Below are 20,358 nucleotides of genomic sequence, written 5' to 3' on the forward strand. Positions count from 1 at the left end.
AAAAATTCATATTTTCATGCAGTTTCCAGAATTAAAATTATTGGAAAAATAAGGATGGTCCACCGTTGCAAGATAGATGTTTTAATTTAGGATTTCAAGTCTAAATTCCAGTCCTTGGTGAACATATATGTTGATATCTTGAATGTAAATAAACACAGAAGAATAAATTTTCCTTACAATTGATAGTTTCTGAAAACATAATCAATGAAAAGGAAATTAAAGGGTTCCCCTTTAAGAGCATTTCGATAAACTTCTGAGTTTCAACAAATTGCTTATAACCTGATGCTCATACAGCAGGTTGGTCCTCGTAGCGCCAAAAATGCGGGAAAAGAAAAAACTGAAAATCGCATCCTGTATTTTATTTTGATATTAAAAACTACCCCACATCTAACTATTTACAACTAAATAATAAATATATTGTTAAGAAAAACTTTACCTGGGCTGGCGCAAAATCCCTTTAATTACATGGCTTCCCAGAATTAAGGAGATCTAAATGCCTTGGAAGGGTGTATATACGATGAGCTATGAAGCTCTGCGAGCGGATATCCATATACGCACGTCGAAGGCTTGGGATATAAGTGTAAAAATGGCTTTGCTGGGTTTCATGTAGCCTTTTATATGCGCCAGCGTAATTTTGATTCTCGCAAAAAAGACATGTTTAATGTTTATCTTGTATCAGCCCAGCAAACAGAAAAAGTAAATTTAGTCCTTTTTATTTTACCAAATCAAATGTCGAAACTTAATTATCATGATAAATATATATGTTCATATATCCTACCCTCTTTTATTAAAGGTATTTTAGGTCTTATTATAGGCCTAAAAAAGGTCATTAAGAGGGGAGTTTTATGGTAATGAGCAACTACAGTGAATTCTTGCAGGGAGATAAAGTAAGGGCTAAAACGCCTCCTGAGATTAACCAGGTAATTGATATAGAAACAGCTGCAATAGTCAGGTTTTACGCGGGCAAAACCGACTATGAAATAAGCAAAAAGATTGAAGAGCTTGATAATGAGTGGGATATAGGACGTATTGTTGAAGTCCGTGCAGCTACGGTTTCTTTGATTGGAGTGATACTTGGCTTAACAAAGAGCAAGAAGTGGCTTATTTTACCCACAATAGCTTCAACTTTTCTGCTTCAATATGCCATACAGGGCTGGTGCCCTCCTATATCTTTACTCAGAATATTTGGCTTCCGTACGAGCCAGGAAATTAATCTGGAAAGGTATGCACTGAAAGTTTTACGCGGGGATTTTGATGAGATCTTGTCTAAAGAACATGGGCATGGGCATGAACATGAACATAGGCATCATGGACATCATGGGCATGAACATTGAGTATGAAGCGAGTACTGCATTATCAATTTCGGGATTTGAAAAATGTACATATGTTTGCGCCATATTACTGGAACCAGCCCATCCCATCTGTTTTTTAAGCTGTTGCTCAGTCATTGTGTTAGCGAGTCCAGTTGCCTGAGAATGTCTTAGTAAATGGCAATATACTTTCTTCTTGATATCAGCTTTCTTGGCTGCCTTCTTCAACAATAAATTCATTGCATTGGTCATCGATTAAGGAATTTTCTGCCTGAAGACTATCGATTTTATAGCAGAAGCTGGCTTCAAATTTCAGTTTCTTTGCCTAAAATCGATACCCTGTTCAAGTTCAAAGTCTATTTAAATTTTGGATATATGTCTTGGGAATGGATACGATTTATTATGATTCCTCACTTAACCGAAGACAGATGTCGATTAATGCAATAAATATAGTCACGAGGCTAAATAATGCAACAACTCGATGAGCTACAAGATTGTTTTTATTGCAATAATTACAGGCGTGACTATATAATGAAAAAACTATCAGTATGCTGTAAAAACGCTGAAACTCTTTTAAAAACATGCTCGGCAACGTTTTCTATTTTCTTGGAGAATAGAATATATTTTTATACCATTATGTTTATCCGAACATAACGATTAAATCCTCAAAAGTGTGCCAGGTATTTCTATGCGTGGAAAAATAGGTCCGATATTGATACTTTCTCTTCTGGTTTTAGCTATTGCATCCTGTGGATGCGCAGATAATACGAATCAGCAGGCTGTTCAGAACTCAAGCACTATGCAGATCACCGATATGTTGGGCAGGCAGTTAACTGTGCCGGCGGAAATCTCCTCGGTTGTAGCCACTTCTCCGCCGTCGACTATCCTTCTGTATATGCTTGCACCGGAAAAAGTTGCAGGCTGGAATTTCAAAAATAATTTCACCCAACCTTTCATGGATGAAAATTACTCAAATCTGCCTGTTATAGGGGGCTGGTTCGGAACAGAGACCGGGAATTATGAAACTATAATCAACATGCATCCTGACATTGTAATTGAAGGATACACCACTGATGGAGAAATCCATGAAGCAATAGAACGCAGGCAGGAAAGTTTTGGCAGCATTCCTGTGGTGGCTATTAATGATTCCATTATTTTCGTGAATGAATCTGATTCTACTATAGAATACGCAGGTAAATTGCTTAACTGTGGAGATCAGGCCAAAAAACTGATTGACTTCCGCAGTTCAATTCTCAATGAGATCAATACTACTGTAAAAAATATTCCAGAAGATGAAAAAGTGCATGTTTACTATGCTGAAGGCCCAAAAGGACTGATGACTGACCCTTCGGGCTCTCAGCACTCCCAGGTCATTGATATCTGCGGCGGCATCAATGTTGCAGACTGTCAGCTTACCCCGGGGAATGGCATGACACAGGTTTCAATTGAGCAGGTGATGAGCTGGAACCCTCAGGTAATTATCACGTCAAATCCGCAGTTCTATTCAACAGTATCTTCTGATCCTCTCTGGGCAAGCGTGGATGCTGTGCAGGACAAGCGGGTATATCTTGCTCCTCAGAATCCTTTCTGCTGGATTGACAGACCCCAGGGTCCTCACCTTATTATCGGAACTGCCTGGACTGCAAAAATGCTGTATCCTGATCTTTTTACAGATATGGATCTCTCCAAGCTGACCCGAGAGTTCTACTCGGAATTCTTCCACTATGATCTCACAGATAAAGAACTGGATACACTACTCAACCATTCAGCAGAGGTCAAAGAATGAGCCAAAAGGGCAAATCTCCGGGTTTTCCCTACATCGCAGAGAATATTTTTGCTCCCATCTACCCTGTAATAGCGACTCATATCGTCGAAGAAAGCGGGATAAAACAGGGCATATGCCTGGATCTGGGATGTGGTATAGCATCCTTAGGAATCGCTGTTGCGGAAATCACTGATATGCAGGTTTATGGTGTTGATTTATCAACTGAGATGTGCAGGCTTTCAAAAAACAAAGCCTATCGCCATTGTCTTTCAGGTAAAGTTGTTCCCATACAGTCCGATGTGCACCTGCTTCCCTTTAGGAATAACTGTGCAGACCTTATAATAAGCCGTGGGTCCGTGTTTTTCTGGGACGACTTGCCTGTAGCCTTTAAGGAAATTGCCCGTGTTCTTGCTCCGGGTGGGCAGGCTTGGGTAGGAGGTGGTTTCGGCACAAAAGAGTTGAGGACACAGATTTCTGAAAGAATGTTTGATATAGACTCTGAATGGCATGCAAATTCAAAAGAGCGTCTCAGTCCAGAAAATCTGCAGACTATAAAGGAAGCTGGAAGGCAGACAGATGTTCCATGCCATGTAGTCCAGGACGATTCGGGCTTCTGGATGGTATTGAGTAAGGGAGGAAGCAAAGGAGGTTGAAAAATGCAATGCAATGTTTGCGAGTTCGGATGTGAAATCAATGAATACAGCAAAGGAAGATGTGGTACTTACATCTGCACCGGCGATACTATAGTCCAGGACCCTGATATAGGATATCTTGGAGCATATCCTGTTTCCATAGAGACAATTCCTTTGCTCCATTATTATCCCTCAGGTAAATTCCTTCAGGTGTTCGGTACAGGATGTAATTTCCAGTGCTCCGGTTGTGTTGCTCGCTTGCTGGCTTCAGGTAAATCTTTTAACCTTTCTTACTTAACGCCGGCTCAGGTAATCGTAAAGGCTCTACAGCAGGAATGTCTGGGCATCGTTTCTACATTGAATGAGCCGGCTGCAAATTATTATCTGTTCAGGGATCTTGCAGTGCAGGCAAAAGAAAAAGGTTTACTCATAGGCTGTTCCACCAACTGCTATTTCACTGATGAGATTTTAACCAATTTTGGTCAACTTGTTGATTTCGTGAATGTTGGGATTAAAGGTTATTCCGACAAAAGCTACAAAACCTTTGGAGCTCTGTCTTCAGCTCCTGTTTTTCGCAATATCTCAAGACTTTTTGAGATGGGAGTACATGTTGAAACTTCAGTTGTTTACTCAAGGGGAAATGAAGATGACATTATAAAGGTTGCAAAAGCCGTTTCTAATATCTCTCCTGCTATCCCGGTCCAGGTCATGAGATTCATTCCCTTCGGCGAGGCTCCGATTGAGCTTGAACCTTCTATAGGAGAGGCGGAGAACCTGTGTACTGTTCTGCGTGAGCATGTAAATTATGTCTATCTCTTCAATTCTCCAGGTACGGAATTATTGAATACATCCTGTCCTGAATGCGGCAGTCTCCTAGCAGAGCGGGAATTTTACGGTCCTATGGGTTCCAGGCTTGTAAAACCCTGGATAAGTTACACATGTAATTGCGGTAACAGTGTTCAAGTTAAAGGGACAACGGCAACCAAAAGCTTCAATGAGGAAGGTTTCATGGGCGGTTACCGGATAAGCCGGGCTTTCGGTATGGTTCATGCAGTACTTACATGTCTGGGAATATTGGACGATTGCAAGTTAATGGATATCTGGGGAAAGATCTCCGATACCGAGACACTTATGCAAGTGCACCATATGATACAGCAACCATACTCTTATCTTGAGTTTATCAGGCTTATTGCCGAAAAGGCAAATGTGCCGGAAAAGGGAGAAGAACTTGTTTCTTTCATCCATAAACGTTTGGAGTTTGTCCATAACCTTGCAGCAGAAAACAATAATCATAAGGTGTACTATTGCATGGGCTCTCCCCTCTTTGCCCTGAATGCCGGGAGAATGGAAAATAATCTTGTAACATTTTCTGGGGGCATGAGTATCAATAAACAGCTTCAAAAGGAAGGCAAACCGGGTGTAAATGTTTCTCCTTCCTTTATCAATGAGCATAATCCAGATACTATTTTCATCTCCGGTTTCCTTTCACGTCCTCTCGATGAGTTCTATGGTCTGTGTCAGCAATATGGCATACATACGGATGCTGTGAAACAGCAACGGGTTTATGCAGTTCCACCCTCATGGGATTTTGGAAGTCCTCGCTGGATACTGGGACTCATGTATATAGCAGACAAAATGCATTCAGGAAACTCTGGAATTGACCTGAAAAAGGAAGCAGACAAGTTATACCTGCAGTTTTATGGTATGCCGTTTGAGGAAGCCACACCTAATAGATCTTTTCACAGGCCTTCCTCCGGTATCTGGCCCCGATATGTGATGAGGTGTACTCATGCCTGATTACAGGAGTAATCGTACCACTCTGGTGTACCTGTTGCCCATTGCATTGCTCATAAGCTCCCTTTTTGTCGGGAGATATCAGACTCCTGTGTCGGTGGTTGTGGATGAGAGCATTAAATTGTTTTCATCTTTTCTTTTTGGCACTCCTGCTTCAGTTTCCACTCAACACACTGTACTATTCAATGTAAGGTTGCCAAGGATACTTGCAGCTTTGCTGGTAGGAGCGGCGCTTTCCACAGCTGGAGTCTCTTTTCAGGGGATCTTTCGCAATCCTCTTGTATCTCCCGATATCCTGGGAGTGGGCGCAGGTGCGGGCTTTGGGGCGTGTCTGGCAATACTGTTGTGGGATAGTTATCTGGTTATACAGCTGACAGCATTTGCTTTTGGATTGCTAGCGATGTTTGTTTCCATAAGTATGGGTAAGGCCAGTAAAGGTACGGGAACTCTGGTGTTCGTGCTTTCCGGAATAATCGTAGGCTCTATTTTCACAGCTCTTACATCACTGGTAAAATACGTGGCAGATCCTTATGATGAACTTCCCGCGATAGTATTCTGGCTTATGGGAAGCCTTGCCACTGTTAGGTATGTTGATCTGCTCTGGATATTATTGCCTATGTTTATTGGGGCAGTAGTGTTGTTTCTTCTTAGGTGGCGTATCAATATCCTGTCATTGGGGGATGAGGAAGCCAGATCTCTGGGAATGAACGTAGAAAAAATGCGTCTGATTATCATTATTTGTGCAACCCTTATGACTTCAGCGGCGGTTAGTATTAGTGGTGTGATTGGCTGGGTCGGACTTGTCGTGCCCCATATCTCAAGGATGATAGTGGGTCCCAACTACAGCCGCCTTTTGCCCATGAGTATGGTTCTTGGCGCATCGTTTATGCTGCTGGTAGATGATCTGTCAAGGACTATTGCCGCTACAGAGATTCCCCTGGGAATACTCACTTCTCTGGTAGGTGCCCCGCTGTTTGCATATCTTATAAAAAGGGGACGTATGGGATGGAATTGATGCTGGAAGTAAAATCACTTGCTTTTTCCTATGGAAATGAGCCGGTTTTTGAGGATGTATCTTTTTCGCTAAAAAAGGGAGAGGTTATGTGTATCCTGGGTCCGAACGGCGCAGGAAAATCTACACTTATCAAGTGTATTGCAGGGATTCTCAAGCCTGATGCCGGATCTATCCGTATTCTGGGAGAAGAGACAGCTTCGATAGGAGTAAGAGGTATTGCCAGACGTATAGGTTATGTACCCCAGCAAAATGAAGTGGTATTTCCTTTTACTGTGCTGGATTTTGTAACGATGGGACGTGCTCCTTATCTTTCAATGTTTGCATCTCCAGGTGCAAAGGATATCGAGATTGCAAGGGAATCGCTTGCAATGGTGGGTCTTTCTACCCTTGCGGAAAGGCCGCTTTCCAGTCTAAGCGGTGGGCAGAGCCAAATGGTGCTTATTGCCCGTTCTCTTGTCCAGCAACCGGCTCTGCTTTTATTGGACGAGCCTACTTCTCACCTTGATTTTGGCAACCAAATTCTTGTGCTGGAGACTGTGCGGAGATTGGCCTCGCTGGGCATGTCAATTGTGATGAACACCCATATGCCAGACCATGCTTTTCTAGTAGGTAGCTGTGCTGCAACATTGACAGGAGGCAGGTTGGTTGCTGCGGGAAAAGTTGAATCGGTTGTAACCAGTAAAATGATGTCTTCGGTCTATGGTGTAAAAATAACTGTTAGGGAAATTGAGGATCTGAAAAGAAAAGTATGCCTACCTTTGTGAGAGGAATAAAAAACGGGAAATAAATTTTACCCTTTTAGATTCTGTCGGATTTATGATGCTTTCGAGAAAAAAAATATTTAGCACCTGTTTCTGAGAATTCGGAAATCAGTTTTAGGGAAGCCGGCTCATTGTTTGTGCAAAGAGCAAGTTGATGAGCCAGTAATATAAAGTTGAACTTAAGATCATGAACTCAGGAGACATAGTATGATAGACCTGTTTGAACTGTATTTTTATGAAGATTGTCCGTATGAGGATGAAAGTGTTGAACTGCTGGGCATTGGAGGGAAAGGCACCTTGAGGATTTTCTCCAGGGATGCAGGAGTTTGCGCCTGTGCAGGTGAACTGGCTGACTATTACGAAAAAAAAGGTTTAAAAGTCCTGAATTTCCTGGAAGACGGCAGAAAATTCAAGCCAGGAGACAAAATTTTAGAGGCTGAAGGTGATTTAAAACTCTTGTTCAGGTTATGGAGAGTTTCTCAGACTTTTCTTTCGCTTATGTGTGCTATTGCTGGAAAAACTGCCTCCATTGTGAACGCAGGAAAAAAAGAAAACCCTAATATTATCATTGCAACAAGCAGAAAAACCCATCCTGGAGCCAGAAGATTTGAGCTTAAAGCCATCCGGGCAGGAGGAGGAGACATCCATAGAAACTCCCTTAGCGATTCCATCCAGATAAGCCAAAATCACCTGGAAATTGTTGGTGAATTGGGAAAACTCCGGGCTATGAAGAAAATAGAAATCGAACCAAGATCGAGAGAAGAAGCCCTCAGATACGCAAAAATCGCAGAAATAATGCTCCTCGACCACTTATCCCCTGAGGAATTGAAGAAAATAGGGCCCGAACTTAAGCGGCTCAATCCCAAACTTGAGATTGCTGTAGGGGGGATTGAAGCGAAAAAAGTCCCTGAATACGCTCCTTTTGTGGATATTATTGTCATAAGTGCTCCCTATTACGCAACCCCCCTTGACCTGACAACAAAAATAGAAAGGATCTGAGAAACAGAGGACATCTTCATTATTGGCATGAAAAATCCCTGAATTACTGGCTTCGCCAAAATTTGGGATATATAAATGCCTTGGAAGGGTGTATGCGAGGGCTACAGAAACTCCTAGAGAAGATATTGGTATACGTGCGTAGATGTTTGAGGGATTACAAAAAAGAAGACGCGACAGTTCTCACTCAGACTATCTGGATTCGAAAAAAACCATGGGATACCTTATTTTATATACACAACGATTTGCATACCTCAGTTTCATTTATGGTACAAATGTAGCTAAAAATATAAATCGATTATTTAAAAACGGTTATCTGGAAAGTTTTCCATCCCCGCAGCTTGCTGCGGGGCATTCGACTGAAATAAAGATCAAAATCAGATTCAATTTATATTCAATTTTCCTAGAAAAGAGGAAAAATTGTAATATTTCAAATGTTACCTGAGTAGTTACAAATTACTTAATTTTTTTCAGGGTTGTGTATTAATCGCGCAAAAAGTATGAACCACTGGTTACCTTTATCGATGTAGAACCACCATCGGCGTAACCACCGTTTCCACCCTTTCCTCCATTAATGGCTATTCCACTATTCGATCCAAAGCTACCAAGTCCTCCATTACCACCATTGGCGCTTCCACCATTTGCAAGGTCTTTATTTCCGAAAATATTTCCATTTCCACTGATGCGGATACTTCCACCATTTGAAGAGCCTCCATTACCGCCATCACCACCATTGCCACCGACTCCACTATTGGTCGCATCACCACCATTACCACCGTTTCCACCTTTTGAGATCCCACCAATTGCAGCGTTTAAGTTTCCTTTTGCATTTTCGCTGATAAGGATGTTTCCGCCATTTGAAGAGCCTCCATTACCGCCATTACCACCATTGCCGCCGACTCCATCTTCAGTTGCGTCACCGCCATTCCCACCGTTTCCACCGTTTGCGGAGCCTCCGTTTCCTATTTTGCCGTTACCAATTACAACTCCACCATCAGCATTACCACCGTCACCGCCTTTTCCACCTATTCCACCTATTCCTCCATTTGTGCCAATACCATCAGATCCAGCGTTTTCGCCATTGGCAGATCCACCGTCAGCGCTGCTACCAGTACCGATAACAAGACCGCCATTAGCAGAACCGGCACTTCCACCATTACTTCCACCGTTTCCATTGACTGCGCTTCCGCCGTTAGAAGATCCTTCGCCTACGACAATACCGCCACCTCCGTTAACACCCTGCCCTCCATCAGCAGAACCTTCACCTACAACAAGTCCACCAGTTGCACCATCAGTACCACCGTTAGCAGATCCTTCACCGTACACAACTCCAGCAGATGTACCGTCCGATCCAGCATTTGCGGAACCATGACCGACAACAAGACCACCTCTGCTGTCTAAGATAATATTTTCAGGCGTATCATTTGCTAGAGTGCGTCCATCTACAGTAAAACTATTAGCACTCACTGCAGATGCTGTTGCTGATATCATTAAAAAAGCCGCAACATAAACTATCACTATTTTTTTCATCCAATCAAATGCCCCTCTCTCCATAATCCTCAACCTTTGCTTGTTAGTTGTCAAAGTAAAAAGAGTGGTGAGAATACAATCTCAGCCACTTTTAACATCAATTTTTAATAAATCGTCGTTTAATTAGTGAGTTACACGTCAATGTCATTGCCGTAGACAAAAACAACGTTCCCACCATCTCCGCCATCAGCACTTCCGCCGTTAGCGTTTAAAGTGTTCCCGGCTACAGTAACGTTATTTACACTGGCGCTTGCTGCACCGCTAGTTGCAGTGGCTGGCTGATTGACTATAGCACTGCCACCAGTTGCATTTCCTGCATCAGCATTTTGAGTGACTGTTGTATTGGATGTAGCAGCGCCACTAGTTGCACCGCCGGCTGCGCCACCAGTTTGATTGTTTGTTGGAGTAGCTGTATTACTGCCACTAGTAATTGGACCTACTGCGCCACCAGTTGCAGTCGCTGGCTGAGTTGATGTAGAGGCGCCACCAGTTGCAGTTGTTGCACCACCAGTTTGAGTGTTTGCTTGAGTGGATGTCGGGGCGCCACCAGTTGCAGTTGTTGCACCACCAGTTTGAGTGGCTGCTTGAGTGGATGTAGCGGCGCCACCAGTTGAAGCTCCCGCTGCACCACCAGTTTGAGTGGTTGCTTGAGTGGAAGGAGCGCTGCCGCCAATTGCACCTGCTGTATTGTTATCTGCAGTGGCAATAGATGATACATTGCCCGTAGTGTTCACCGGATTGGCTGTGGATGTAGCGGCGCCACTATTAGTTGCGTTTGTTGCGCCACCAGTTTGAGTGGATGTTGTATTGGCTATAGCGCTACCACCAGTTGAATTTGCTGCACCACCACTTCCAGTGTTTGATTCATTGGATACAATGCTGCCACCAGTTGCATTTGCTGAAGTATTTTGGATGGATGTTGGATTGGCTGTAGCGCTGCCACCAGTTGCATTTACTGCACTATTTTGATTGGCTGATTGATCGGCTGCATTGCTGCCACCAGTTGCATTTGCTGTACCGCTAGTTGTAGTGGATGTTGGATTGGCTGCATTGCTGCCACCAGTTGAACTTGCTGCACCGCCAACTGTAAGGGATGTTGGATTGGCTGTAGCGCTGCCGCTAGTTGCATCGGCACTAACATTGTTTGCCGTAGGAGATGCGACTATATAGGCAGTACCACCAGGAGCACTTCCACCGTTTCCACCGTTATTATTCACGATTGTCGTCTTGCCGTTTTTGTCTGTGTTTTGATCTGTATTCATGCAATTGTTATTGAAATTCTTTCCGAAAATGCTATTGAAAATGTTACTGAAACAGTCATTTTGTTTCACAGGTTTCGTAATCTTTACTTCCTTTGCACTAGCAGTTGCAATTGTGGCCGATACTAAGAAACAAACGACCATCAAGAGAACAAGTGCCTTCTTCACTTCTCTAAATGTTGTTCTCATATTAACCCTCCAGACTATTTTTTATCCATCAAATTGGATTTCATATTGACTAATATGTTTTTAAATTAACTATCTAGTTTCTTTTTAATGAGAAATATTATGGATCCGGACCATTCAATTTAAAAGAGCCAAATCTCAATTGACTTAAAGATTATCGGAACTTCTAAGAGCGTGTCTTAAAATTAAATTTGATTCTACAAAGGGGACAGGACTTATACATTTGAACTGAAAAAGGGTAGCATTAAACCGTGAAATATCTAAAGCGTAAATTTTAGCTATGATGTCTAATGTATTTGATTTCATACATCGAATGAGTAAGTCCGATAATACATTTACAGTCTGAATTTAAAATCAGCAATGCCTACTATCCAAATGTAGAAATGGTTTGAATTTTAAGACAGCCTCTAAGGAATTCATGGAAGCTGGACTTATAAAAACGTGAAGAAACTGTTAATAAAATTGCAGCTTAATAAGAAAAAATTTGACACTAACTTTCAATATGTCCTTTATAAGCAAAAGGCCTGGGATAGTTTGTATAACTAACCAGGAATAAGAAAGCAAGCGTAGGAGTAATTGCGGCGTACTCATTAAGTAACTTATTTTCACTGGTGCCTGATAAAAACAGGCATGGAAGGATTTTCATAAATTAATTAATCAATAATAAAAACCACTTTGTAAGAAGAGGAATAATATATTCTCTCGAAGTTGCTTTTGATGATCTTGAAGATAAATCTCAAGTTTAGGAGAATTTGCATATATTCAACAATGAAGATACATTTGTAAGAAGCGCTGTGGCAGAGTCTATTGGGACTTCTTTTTAATATATTGAAAAGAAATTAAAAGCTTGGGAAGATTTGCACAGATTAGCTAATGGCATTCTGTCAAAACGGAAAGCAAAATATGAAATAAGATACCTTTAATGTTTTAATAAAGCAGGGACACATATGAAAAGCACGGTATATCTTTACGTATTTGACACAATGGCTGACTGGGAAGTTGGTTATTTAAGCGCTGAATTAAACTCGGGAAGATATTATAAAAAAGGGCTGTCGCCTTTAAAAGTAGTAACAGTTGGCATAGACAAAACCCCTGTTATTACAATGGGCGGCGTAAAAATACTGCCTGACATCGAACATGACGAATGTATCGTTGAAGATGCGGCAGCCTTGATCCTCCCTGGCGGAAATACATGGATAGAACCAATTCACAGCCCTATTTTAAAAAAGGCTGAAGAGTGTTTGCAGAAAGAGGTAATTGTTGGGGCAATTTGCGGCGCTACACTCGGACTTGCTGAAAGTGGAATGCTGAATAAGAGATGGCATACAAGCAATGATCTTGGATTTCTCAAAATTACATGTCCAAATTACGCAGGAGAAAAGTATTATAAGCAAGAACCAGCGGTAACCGACGGTAATTTGATTACTGCTTCCGGAACAGCTTCATTGGAATTCACTGTTCACATGTTGAGAAGACTGGATGTATTCTCGTTGCAAACATTAGATTCATGGTATAACCTTTATCAGACTCACGAATCGAAATACTTCAATGAACTGATTAATTCTATTCAATGACAGTTGCAAAAAGGATATTTGAATCTTTTAATGAGCTCGTTTTAAAACTGCCTTCAATCCTTCTGAACCAATATTTTGGAATAGAGAACCAGGATCAATAGGACTAAACGGATACCTGTTTTTAGTCAAAAACATTGACCCTGCAAAGTACTCCTTCCAAGTCTGCAAAAATCACGGGTTTTAAAGTTCTCTTTTATTTCCAAAAAAATATGAGGAAGATTTAAGCAGACCGTCGGTAGGAGAAATATCCTTCAAATGAATTGAAAAAGGCCGAAAAAAACTTTCTTTTCTTATTCAGCGGTCCAGTTTCAATTAGTTCCAATAAAAATAGAATTCAATTAATAAATTTTCACTTTAATTAGAAAAATAGTCCCCTCGAAAACTTCTCGATAAAGAGCAAAACTGATCAGTCCTGGAAAGCTCCCTTCACAAACTGCAAAAGCTCATAAGTTAAGAAAAAAGTATATTCGGGCTTAGAGTGTATTAAAAAAGTGGAAAAGAAATAAGTGTTTATGTAAACCTAATTACACAAATTACACTTAGTATCTGTTGTTTTCTCTGGGTGTTCTGTGATTAGGAAGACAATCCCTGCAGTAAACCGGTCTTTCGGGGTCAGGTTTGAAAGGCACTTCTGTCTCAGCTTTACAGTCTGAACAGGTTGTCTTGTGCATTTCTCTGGGAGCGCCGAAATTAGAATTTCCTCTGAAGTTTCTGTCATTAAAAGCCATATTTGTTTCACCTTTGGTTTTAGTTGTTAGTAAATTGTTTTAAAATAAGATTGTATAGAACTCTTTGATTAAAAACAAAATTGGTTTTTAATAACAGATGATTATACGTCTCTTTATTTATCAACACATATACATTGCATCCCTAATATATAAATGCACCTATGAAAATGAAGATACTCTCTCAAATGAGAGAACAATTTTTAGACATGTATTTTAGAGTAGATAAAAACCTGTTTTATGATAGCTTCTGAAATCAGTAATTAAGGTAGCCTTTACGCTCAAGCCATTCAACCTGAGGCCTTGTGTATTTCCAGTTTACTTCGGCTTTGGAGTCCTGGACTTCCCAGGGATTGGCTATGACAACGTCACCTTCGCGGATCCACATTCTCTTTTTCTTGGAACCGGGAATTCGGCCCATGCGGACAACTCCGTCCATACACTGAAGTGTTACCCTTTTCGAGCCGAGTAAACATGCAACCGTTGCCAGAACTTCATTTCCGTCTTTGCGGGGAGTTCGCACCCTTGTTATTTCTTGGGAGCCATCTCCTGAGCCTCCCGACATGGTGGATCCTAATTTTCTTTTTCTAATAGTGCTTCTATAGTTAGCCAGATTAATTCCTCCTTAATGGAATTTGATTTATTTTTTACAAGTCCAATATTGAATAATTCGTACCGGTTCTCATTCTCGATGTCGATTTGTTTTTACTTTTTCCTGCCGCACTAGGTGGAAATAAGTAAAGAAACAAAGAGAATAAACCAAAAAAACAAAAAGAAAAATGAATCAGATGTTAATGTAAACTTAATTACAAAATTAGCATCTAATGTAGATTATCATCGGAATTATCTGTGTTTAGGAAAACATTCCCTACAGTATACTGGCCTGCCTTCGGTGGGTTTGAACGGTACTTCGGTCTCAACGCCGCAGTCAGAACAGGTTACTTTTGTCATTTCCCTTGGTCCACTGTTACCGCGGAAACCTCCGGAATTTCCCCTGGAATTTCTGTCATTAAAAGCCATTTTCGTTTCACCTCCGCTTTAGCGGATAATAATTTAAAAACAAGATTGTATAGACCCTTAGATTAAAAACAAAAATCGGTTTTTAATAACAGATTATACGTCTCTTTATTTTCAATACATACACTATATAGCCAAATTATATAAATCAATCTATACAAATGGAAGCAAGCCCCTTTCAATGAGAACACTTTTTTAACATAATTTACGGAAGAGATAATAGCCTAAAGAGATAATAGCTTCTGAAACCAGGAGTGCTTGAAAAATTTCCACTAGAAGTCAAAAACAGCCACAACGGGCAAAAATCCTATTGATGATCTAAAAAAAGCCCTTGGGAAATCGATCGATGAAGTGCAAAACTGATCTGCCATGCAAAGTGCCACTTCTAAATCTACAAAAGCTCCGGATTAAGAAAAAGTATATTCTCAGTCTAAGGTATTTTAAAAACGTAAAAGTAAAAGTAAAAGTATTAGTCCGCTTGAGCGAAGCAAAACGTATCCCGCGCTCTCAAAGCGGAACTCGGGAAGCGAAGCAAAACATATCCCGTGCTCCCGAAGCGGAACTCGAGAAGCGGAACTCGGGTAGGAAAAACATTTATCATGCGTTGAGATATATAAACTAATCACGAATAACAGCTAATCTAACCAGAAAAGGGCCGCTGATGCATGGCAAAAGATGAGCGTATAAGATTTCCATCAGGTTCATATCAGGCTCTCCATAAAGGTATCTGTTACAGAATAGATCCTGAGAATAACACTGTGGAAATGACCCAACAGCTAAAGCTCAAATACAGTCCTGAGAGTAAAGAAGAGGTTATTAATCTGGTCAACAAACTTGGAGCAGAAAAAATTCAAAAAAGACTCGGATTATTCTCAAAACTCCTCGTTATTTCAATACTATTATTCCTATTTTTTACACTTTTCCCAACTTATTTCCCTGGAAAATCCGATAATCTTGTAAACGCGGGAAGGTTTTTAACAGTTGTTTCAGAAATTGCCTTTCTTTATATGTTTGGTTTTTATAAGGTCTCAATGAATTATTATAGGGATTCGTACTGCGAAAAATGTGGGAAATATTTTGTATTTGAGGAGTTTCAGGCCCCTTTAATTAAAGAGGAAAGCAAAACTGACGCTTATATAAAAACTTTAACAAAACACTGGCGTTGTAAAAAATGCGGATATGAAGATATAAAAGTTGAACCTCAACCCATAGGTCATCATTACGAAGAAAAACAACACAATTTAAAAGAAGATACCTGTGAAGAATGCGGGAAAGAGCATGCAATAGAAGAATACAGGAATGTTGATGTATTAAATTATGCTGCCAGAAAGAAAATAAGGTATTTTAAATGCAGACACTGCGGTTATCATGAAATCAGACTAATAAAAAGTTAAGTGTGATTAAATAAGTTGGAAGGCTTTTTTACGATTTACTACAGCTATTCTTGGCCATAATAAAGATTTTCAGGAATTTGTTAGAACTGGCTGCTGTCTGAAATAAAAATTAAGTCATTAAAAGTCGCCTAAAATTAATCCTCTTGAGCTAAGCGAAACAGGCCTCAGGCTGTTGCATTTGAATTGAAACTCCCGGAGAATCTCCGATTTTGTTTAATCCCGAAGCGAAAATCAGGAAGCGAAAATCAGGAAGCGAAAATCAGGAAGCGAAAATCAGCTTAGAAAAGATATTATGAATAATGTTAATATGAAGTGGGCATCCGGTTATTGGGGAGTTGGGGGGTATGGGGGGGTTATAAAAAATAGTTAAAAAGGTCTTTGGTGACCTTCCCAGATGCCCATCTTTCTAGTGTACTTCATGATATATAAAGTTACAGGTTTTATCTTATGTTAAAGAAATATCATCAGACCTGACATTAAATAAATTTAGTGCAAAACGTCCCGGATGTTCAGATAGAAATTTTCAGATCTATGGTAACCGTGATACCGTCTTTAAGTTTGCTGTCTCCATGCAGTGCGTTATTTAAGGAAATATGTGAGAAACTGAAGCAAAGTCCGGAAACGTGGATTACTTTTCTTTCTAAATTTTAGCGATTAACGGCTTTAAGGATGAAACATCCTTCACTGTTATATTCCAGAGGGCTTCAAGATCAATACCAAAATCACCGTGTACCATTTTATCGGACGAGAAAGGCGTTGTCAGGTTCCTGACACTTGCTTTCGTCCCAACAGTTGCCATGTCCGCGAATCTTAGTGATTGTTCTGCTGCCTGTTGCCCTTGTATTAACTGAGAAAAGGTTGAGTTTGGTAGGGAATAAATTGGGGGTCCGGAAGGAAAATAAAACTAAAAAACGTAAGGACACAAGTAAAACTAAATAGGGTCCTCTTAAACTCACCATCAAACTGAAGAGTAGTTTTCTTTTTTTCCACGAATTAAGGCAATTAATGATTTCCCCAGAAAAGTACATATTATTTTTTACTTAAATTCCAATTAAAGTCTTATAAAATCGTAAATTTTATTGAGGAGTACTTACAACCCTCCTCTGGTGATAAAATATGAAAGCTCCGCTTATTCCAGTAAACGAAGATTTCAAATGGAAATTGTTATCCGAAATATTAAATGGTTTTGGTTTTAGATCTTGCAGACAAATACTTACGAAGAGGGACATCCTGCCCCTCTCAAAACCAGTTCCTGCTCTTAAAATCGTACTTTTGAGCATGTTTTTTTCCTGTGAGATCTCCTATGCTGTTAGGAAATTGAAAGAAAAGGAAAGCTTGAGAACCTTTTTAAAAATCAGTTCAATACCCACTGAAAAGGAAATTTATGGCCTTCTTAGTAAATATGAACCCCAACAGTTTACTGATTTTGTTTTCGAATTATTGAATGATTTATGCCCTAAAAGAAAAAGTGGGTCAAAAGGCATTATTTCTGTCCAAAAGTACTGTTTTTTAGCTGTACTTTTAGTGTAGATGACTGTAAATTACGGTATTAGAGAAAGAAAGGAATTACAAGCCTTCGCTGAATAAAGAAATAAAGAGGGGACTAATCCTGAAATTATTTCGCAGATTCAAAACCATTTGAAAGTTCAATACGCGATACAGCAGCAGGCGACTCAAAAGATTAAATGTTGAGTAAATTTAGGCTCTTCGTTGTTTTGTGTGGATATCCTCATAATATTCTCATAAAAACCAATGCGGTCTTGAATTGAAAATCATCTTATCCATAGGGAATGATGAAGAGCCGAAATAAAAAAGCGAAATAATTTTGGGATAAAACATAAAAACAGTAAAAAATAAAGGATAAAGGAGAGTGAGAGTCATCGATCAAGTCTGACTAAAAAAGTAAAAGTACTCTTTTAGTCAGACTTGAGAACTATCTTTTTTACAATTTTCAGTAACTGACTCTCATTATCCAATTTATCAATTTATTTTCAGCTTATTTAAGATTTTCAAAATCCCTCTCCTACTTCTTTGCGCCAATGCAACCAGGTATTTCTTTGCAGATTTGCCTCTCTTCTATCCTTATTCCTTGACAAACATTTTCTAGAATTTTCTTTATAATTGCCTGATTTTTACACAGTTATATTTCAAATGAGAAAGTTTAAGAATAGAAACAAATCAAAAATATTAACATTATTTATACGAAAAATATATGACAGAAAAGGAGTAGGATAATGAAAATTAACAAAAAATTATATTCAGTAGCCTCAGTATTAACAGTTATAGTTTTATTCTTAATTCTGGTTTCATCTACGGCATCAGCACAAACTGAAATAGATCACCATAACATTGACCCACCAGAAATCACAAGTGGAACAGGGAATACATCAGATGACCAGGTTCTGTCTGAGGATGTATCTACAGAAGGAAATTCCACGGATACAGAATCTATACAAGCTGCCACACCAAGTATTCCTAAAACTAGGATTACTACCCATGAAACGGCATCTAATCCAGATATCTACGGTGACAAGATAGTATGGCAGGATAACCGCAATGGAAACTGGGATATATATATATTTGATCTCTCCGCTAAAACAGAAATTCACACTACCAATTTAACAGATCAGACAGCTCCTGCTATTTATGAAAATCTGGTAGTATGGGAAGATGAACGCAACGGAGGTCATGACATTTACGTGGAAGATCTCTCTACAAAAACACAAAGTCGTATTTCTAAAAATGGAGAAGCACATAATCCTTCAATCTATGGTACTAAAATAGTGTGGCAGGACGAACTTAATGGGAGTTCGAATATCTACATGTATGATCTATCTACTAAAAAAGAAACTCAGATCACTACCAGTGGAACAGCATACAAACCTGATATCTATGGAAACAGAGTAGTTTGGGAGGATGAACGTGATGGAAACGAAGATATCTTCATTTACGACCTCTCCACTCACAAGGAAACTCGAATTTCCACTAGTGGAAAAGCAGATAATCCTAGGATCTATGGTAACAGAATAGTATGGGACACCCGTTATGACTATCCCTCGGAAATCTACATTTACGACCTTTCCACTCACAAGGAAACTCGAATTTCTGATGGGATTTCATACAAGCCAGACATCTATGGTAACAAGATTGTGTATGAAGATAACCGTAACGATGTAACTGGAAACACGGATATTTACATGTATGACCTTTCAACTAATAAGGAAACCATGATAACCTTCGAGGACTTGGAGGACCCGGAAAACAATCCGTATCAGGTAGACCCAGCTATATATGGTAATAGGATTGTGTATACAAAACGGTATCCGCAAGGCGACATCTACATGGCTACTCTTGTTTACTCACCAGTAGCTGTATTTTCTGCATCGCCAACCTCAGGAAACGCTCCACTGAAAGTAAAATTTACTGACAAGAGTACAGGTTCCCCAACTTCATGGAAATGGAGTTTTGAAGACGGAAAAACTTCAACATCGAAGAGTCCTACATATACCTACAGTAAAGCCGGAAAATATACTGTTAGCTTAACAGTAAAGAATGCTGCAGGAAGCAGTACGAAAACAATAAAAAACTATATTGTCGTAAACGCATTGAAAGCTCCTGCTGCTGCTTTTTCTGCAACTCCAACCTCAGGAAAAGCCCCACTAAATGTGCAGTTTACTGATAAAAGTACCAACAGTCCAACTTCATGGAAATGGAGCTTTGGTGATAAAACATATTCCACAGCCAAGAACCCTGTACACAAATACAGTAAAGCCGGAAAATATACTGTCAGCCTAACTGTGAAGAATGCTAAAGGCAGTAACACTAAAACTATTTCCGGATATATTAAAGTCCAGTAAATAATGAATGTCCTAAATTAAAAACATGTTGTATCCTGAAATTATTTCGCAGATTCAAAACCATTTGAAAGTTCAATACACGATACAGCAGCATGCGACGCAAAAGATTAAATGTTAAGTAAATTTAAGCTCCATTTTGGTAATGTAGAATGATTCTATATAATGAAACAAATTCGAAGTTGAAGTAAAATAGTGAGTCACCCGTATACGATACAGAACTCCAATAAAAGAAATTAAAAAAGCGAAATAATTTTAGGATAAAACAATCTCTCCAAATTCATTGAATAAAAATAAGTTAGAAATATGTTTCAATTGTGACATTCTTTTTTAATTCGCCAGATTCGGCAACAACAACATCCAATTTATTTTTATAAGTACCTTTATCTCCATCGCGTTCAGTAACATCTGGATAGACTTCAAGGCCAATATCAGATTTTATGGCCTTACTGTTAATATTATCACTCATTTCAATATAAGTTTCATATGTGATTACTCGGGACATTAATCGAAAGTATTGATAATCTTCTCCTACTAATGATACTT

Annotated in this window: 17 protein-coding genes and 2 pseudogenes; 11 read left to right on the forward strand and 8 right to left on the reverse strand. The window is 39.6% G+C overall.

All coding sequences use genetic code 11. From position 1 onward, the window contains the following. The first annotated feature begins 845 nt into the window (after positions 1–845). Positions 846–1,334 (forward strand): YgaP family membrane protein, encoded by a 489-nt coding sequence (locus tag RG963_RS13115; RefSeq protein WP_310576731.1) that lies wholly within the window; start codon positions 846–848, stop codon positions 1,332–1,334. Here RG963_RS13115 and RG963_RS16635 read toward each other — a convergent pair. Then, complete coding sequence (locus RG963_RS16635) at positions 1,239–1,562, reverse strand: tyrosine-type recombinase/integrase (protein ID WP_396654734.1); 324 nt, start codon at positions 1,560–1,562, stop codon at positions 1,239–1,241. The two genes, RG963_RS13115 and RG963_RS16635, sit on opposite strands and share 96 nt — an antisense overlap. A gap of 436 nt (positions 1,563–1,998) precedes the next feature. Between RG963_RS16635 and RG963_RS13120 the strand changes: the two genes are divergently transcribed. The 6 genes from RG963_RS13120 (at position 1,999) to RG963_RS13145 (ending at position 8,276) form a co-directional block, all read left to right on the forward strand. Further along, positions 1,999–3,096 (forward strand): iron ABC transporter substrate-binding protein, encoded by a 1,098-nt coding sequence (locus RG963_RS13120; protein ID WP_310576732.1) that lies wholly within the window; start codon positions 1,999–2,001, stop codon positions 3,094–3,096. Beyond that, entirely contained in the window at positions 3,093–3,728 is a 636-nt protein-coding gene (locus RG963_RS13125; protein ID WP_310576733.1) for a class I SAM-dependent methyltransferase, read from the forward strand. Before RG963_RS13120 ends, RG963_RS13125 begins: the two co-directional genes overlap by 4 nt. A 3-nt stretch (positions 3,729–3,731) precedes the next feature. Further along, positions 3,732–5,504, forward strand: coding sequence for a radical SAM protein (locus tag RG963_RS13130; RefSeq protein ID WP_310576734.1), 1,773 nt, complete (start codon positions 3,732–3,734; stop codon positions 5,502–5,504). Then, positions 5,497–6,516 (forward strand): FecCD family ABC transporter permease, encoded by a 1,020-nt coding sequence (locus RG963_RS13135; RefSeq protein ID WP_310576735.1) that lies wholly within the window; start codon positions 5,497–5,499, stop codon positions 6,514–6,516. Before RG963_RS13130 ends, RG963_RS13135 begins: the two co-directional genes overlap by 8 nt. Continuing rightward, complete coding sequence (locus RG963_RS13140) at positions 6,507–7,280, forward strand: ABC transporter ATP-binding protein (protein WP_310576736.1); 774 nt, start codon at positions 6,507–6,509, stop codon at positions 7,278–7,280. The genes RG963_RS13135 and RG963_RS13140 overlap by 10 nt, the downstream gene beginning before the upstream one ends. A gap of 204 nt (positions 7,281–7,484) precedes the next feature. After that, positions 7,485–8,276: a beta/alpha barrel domain-containing protein gene (locus tag RG963_RS13145; RefSeq protein ID WP_310576737.1), complete on the forward strand. Its 792-nt coding sequence runs from the start codon at positions 7,485–7,487 to the stop codon at positions 8,274–8,276. A gap of 480 nt (positions 8,277–8,756) precedes the next feature. On the opposite strand, the gene RG963_RS13150 is transcribed toward RG963_RS13145, so the two are convergent. Further along, entirely contained in the window at positions 8,757–9,803 is a 1,047-nt protein-coding gene (locus RG963_RS13150) for a hypothetical protein (protein ID WP_310576738.1), read from the reverse strand. Between the two features lie 131 nt (positions 9,804–9,934). Continuing rightward, positions 9,935–11,230, reverse strand: coding sequence for a beta strand repeat-containing protein (locus RG963_RS13155; RefSeq protein ID WP_310576739.1), 1,296 nt, complete (start codon positions 11,228–11,230; stop codon positions 9,935–9,937). Positions 11,231–12,195: 965 nt separating this feature from the next. Here RG963_RS13155 and RG963_RS13160 point away from each other — a divergent pair. Further along, positions 12,196–12,822: a type 1 glutamine amidotransferase family protein gene (locus RG963_RS13160; RefSeq protein ID WP_310576740.1), complete on the forward strand. Its 627-nt coding sequence runs from the start codon at positions 12,196–12,198 to the stop codon at positions 12,820–12,822. Positions 12,823–13,361: 539 nt separating this feature from the next. Here the strand turns inward: RG963_RS13160 and RG963_RS13165 are convergent. From RG963_RS13165 to RG963_RS13175, 3 genes are all read right to left on the reverse strand, one after another. After that, a complete protein-coding gene (locus RG963_RS13165) occupies positions 13,362–13,550 on the reverse strand; it encodes a CxxC-x17-CxxC domain-containing protein (RefSeq protein WP_310576741.1) in 189 nt (62 codons plus the stop codon). Positions 13,551–13,803: 253 nt separating this feature from the next. After that, the gene (gene eif1A, locus RG963_RS13170) at positions 13,804–14,112 is read right to left on the reverse strand and encodes a translation initiation factor eIF-1A (RefSeq protein ID WP_310576742.1); all 309 of its coding nucleotides are present in this window, start codon (positions 14,110–14,112) and stop codon (positions 13,804–13,806) included. Positions 14,113–14,390: 278 nt separating this feature from the next. After that, positions 14,391–14,567 carry a CxxC-x17-CxxC domain-containing protein gene (locus RG963_RS13175; protein WP_310576743.1) on the reverse strand — a complete coding sequence of 59 codons (177 nt, stop codon included), beginning with the start codon at positions 14,565–14,567 and terminating at the stop codon, positions 14,391–14,393. 662 nt (positions 14,568–15,229) lie between these two features. Here RG963_RS13175 and RG963_RS13180 point away from each other — a divergent pair. Then, a complete protein-coding gene (locus RG963_RS13180) occupies positions 15,230–15,958 on the forward strand; it encodes a hypothetical protein (RefSeq protein WP_310576744.1) in 729 nt (242 codons plus the stop codon). Positions 15,959–16,598: 640 nt separating this feature from the next. On the opposite strand, the gene RG963_RS13185 is transcribed toward RG963_RS13180, so the two are convergent. Further along, entirely contained in the window at positions 16,599–16,757 is a 159-nt protein-coding gene (locus tag RG963_RS13185) for a ribonuclease HepT family protein (RefSeq protein ID WP_310576745.1), read from the reverse strand. A 317-nt stretch (positions 16,758–17,074) separates the two neighbouring features. On the opposite strand from RG963_RS13185, the pseudogene RG963_RS13190 reads away from it, so the two are divergent. After that, positions 17,075–17,446 (forward strand): annotated as a pseudogene (locus RG963_RS13190) (IS5/IS1182 family transposase); the annotation flags it as partial. A 746-nt stretch (positions 17,447–18,192) separates the two neighbouring features. Further along, positions 18,193–19,815, forward strand: coding sequence for a PKD domain-containing protein (locus RG963_RS13195; RefSeq protein ID WP_310576746.1), 1,623 nt, complete (start codon positions 18,193–18,195; stop codon positions 19,813–19,815). A 295-nt stretch (positions 19,816–20,110) separates the two neighbouring features. Here the strand turns inward: RG963_RS13195 and RG963_RS13200 are convergent. Next, positions 20,111–20,358, reverse strand: a pseudogene (locus RG963_RS13200) (hypothetical protein); the annotation flags it as partial.

Source organism: Methanosarcina baikalica, assembly GCF_031461075.1.
Classification (GTDB): domain Archaea; phylum Halobacteriota; class Methanosarcinia; order Methanosarcinales; family Methanosarcinaceae; genus Methanosarcina; species Methanosarcina baikalica.

Coding starts and splice junctions, on each gene's coding strand:
- RG963_RS13125 (WP_310576733.1), top strand. CDS start 3,093: ATGAGCCAAAAGGGCAAATCTCCGGGTTTTCCCTACATCGCAGAGAAT.
- RG963_RS13150 (WP_310576738.1), bottom strand. CDS start 9,803: ATGAAAAAAATAGTGATAGTTTATGTTGCGGCTTTTTTAATGATATCA.
- RG963_RS13195 (WP_310576746.1), top strand. CDS start 18,193: ATGAAAATTAACAAAAAATTATATTCAGTAGCCTCAGTATTAACAGTT.
- RG963_RS13165 (WP_310576741.1), bottom strand. CDS start 13,550: ATGGCTTTTAATGACAGAAACTTCAGAGGAAATTCTAATTTCGGCGCT.
- RG963_RS13115 (WP_310576731.1), top strand. CDS start 846: ATGGTAATGAGCAACTACAGTGAATTCTTGCAGGGAGATAAAGTAAGG.
- RG963_RS13175 (WP_310576743.1), bottom strand. CDS start 14,567: ATGGCTTTTAATGACAGAAATTCCAGGGGAAATTCCGGAGGTTTCCGC.
- eif1A (WP_310576742.1), bottom strand. CDS start 14,112: ATGTCGGGAGGCTCAGGAGATGGCTCCCAAGAAATAACAAGGGTGCGA.
- RG963_RS13160 (WP_310576740.1), top strand. CDS start 12,196: ATGAAAAGCACGGTATATCTTTACGTATTTGACACAATGGCTGACTGG.
- RG963_RS13180 (WP_310576744.1), top strand. CDS start 15,230: ATGGCAAAAGATGAGCGTATAAGATTTCCATCAGGTTCATATCAGGCT.
- RG963_RS13130 (WP_310576734.1), top strand. CDS start 3,732: ATGCAATGCAATGTTTGCGAGTTCGGATGTGAAATCAATGAATACAGC.
- RG963_RS13120 (WP_310576732.1), top strand. CDS start 1,999: ATGCGTGGAAAAATAGGTCCGATATTGATACTTTCTCTTCTGGTTTTA.
- RG963_RS13185 (WP_310576745.1), bottom strand. CDS start 16,757: ATGGCAACTGTTGGGACGAAAGCAAGTGTCAGGAACCTGACAACGCCT.
- RG963_RS13145 (WP_310576737.1), top strand. CDS start 7,485: ATGATAGACCTGTTTGAACTGTATTTTTATGAAGATTGTCCGTATGAG.
- RG963_RS13135 (WP_310576735.1), top strand. CDS start 5,497: ATGCCTGATTACAGGAGTAATCGTACCACTCTGGTGTACCTGTTGCCC.
- RG963_RS13140 (WP_310576736.1), top strand. CDS start 6,507: ATGGAATTGATGCTGGAAGTAAAATCACTTGCTTTTTCCTATGGAAAT.
- RG963_RS16635 (WP_396654734.1), bottom strand. CDS start 1,562: ATGACCAATGCAATGAATTTATTGTTGAAGAAGGCAGCCAAGAAAGCT.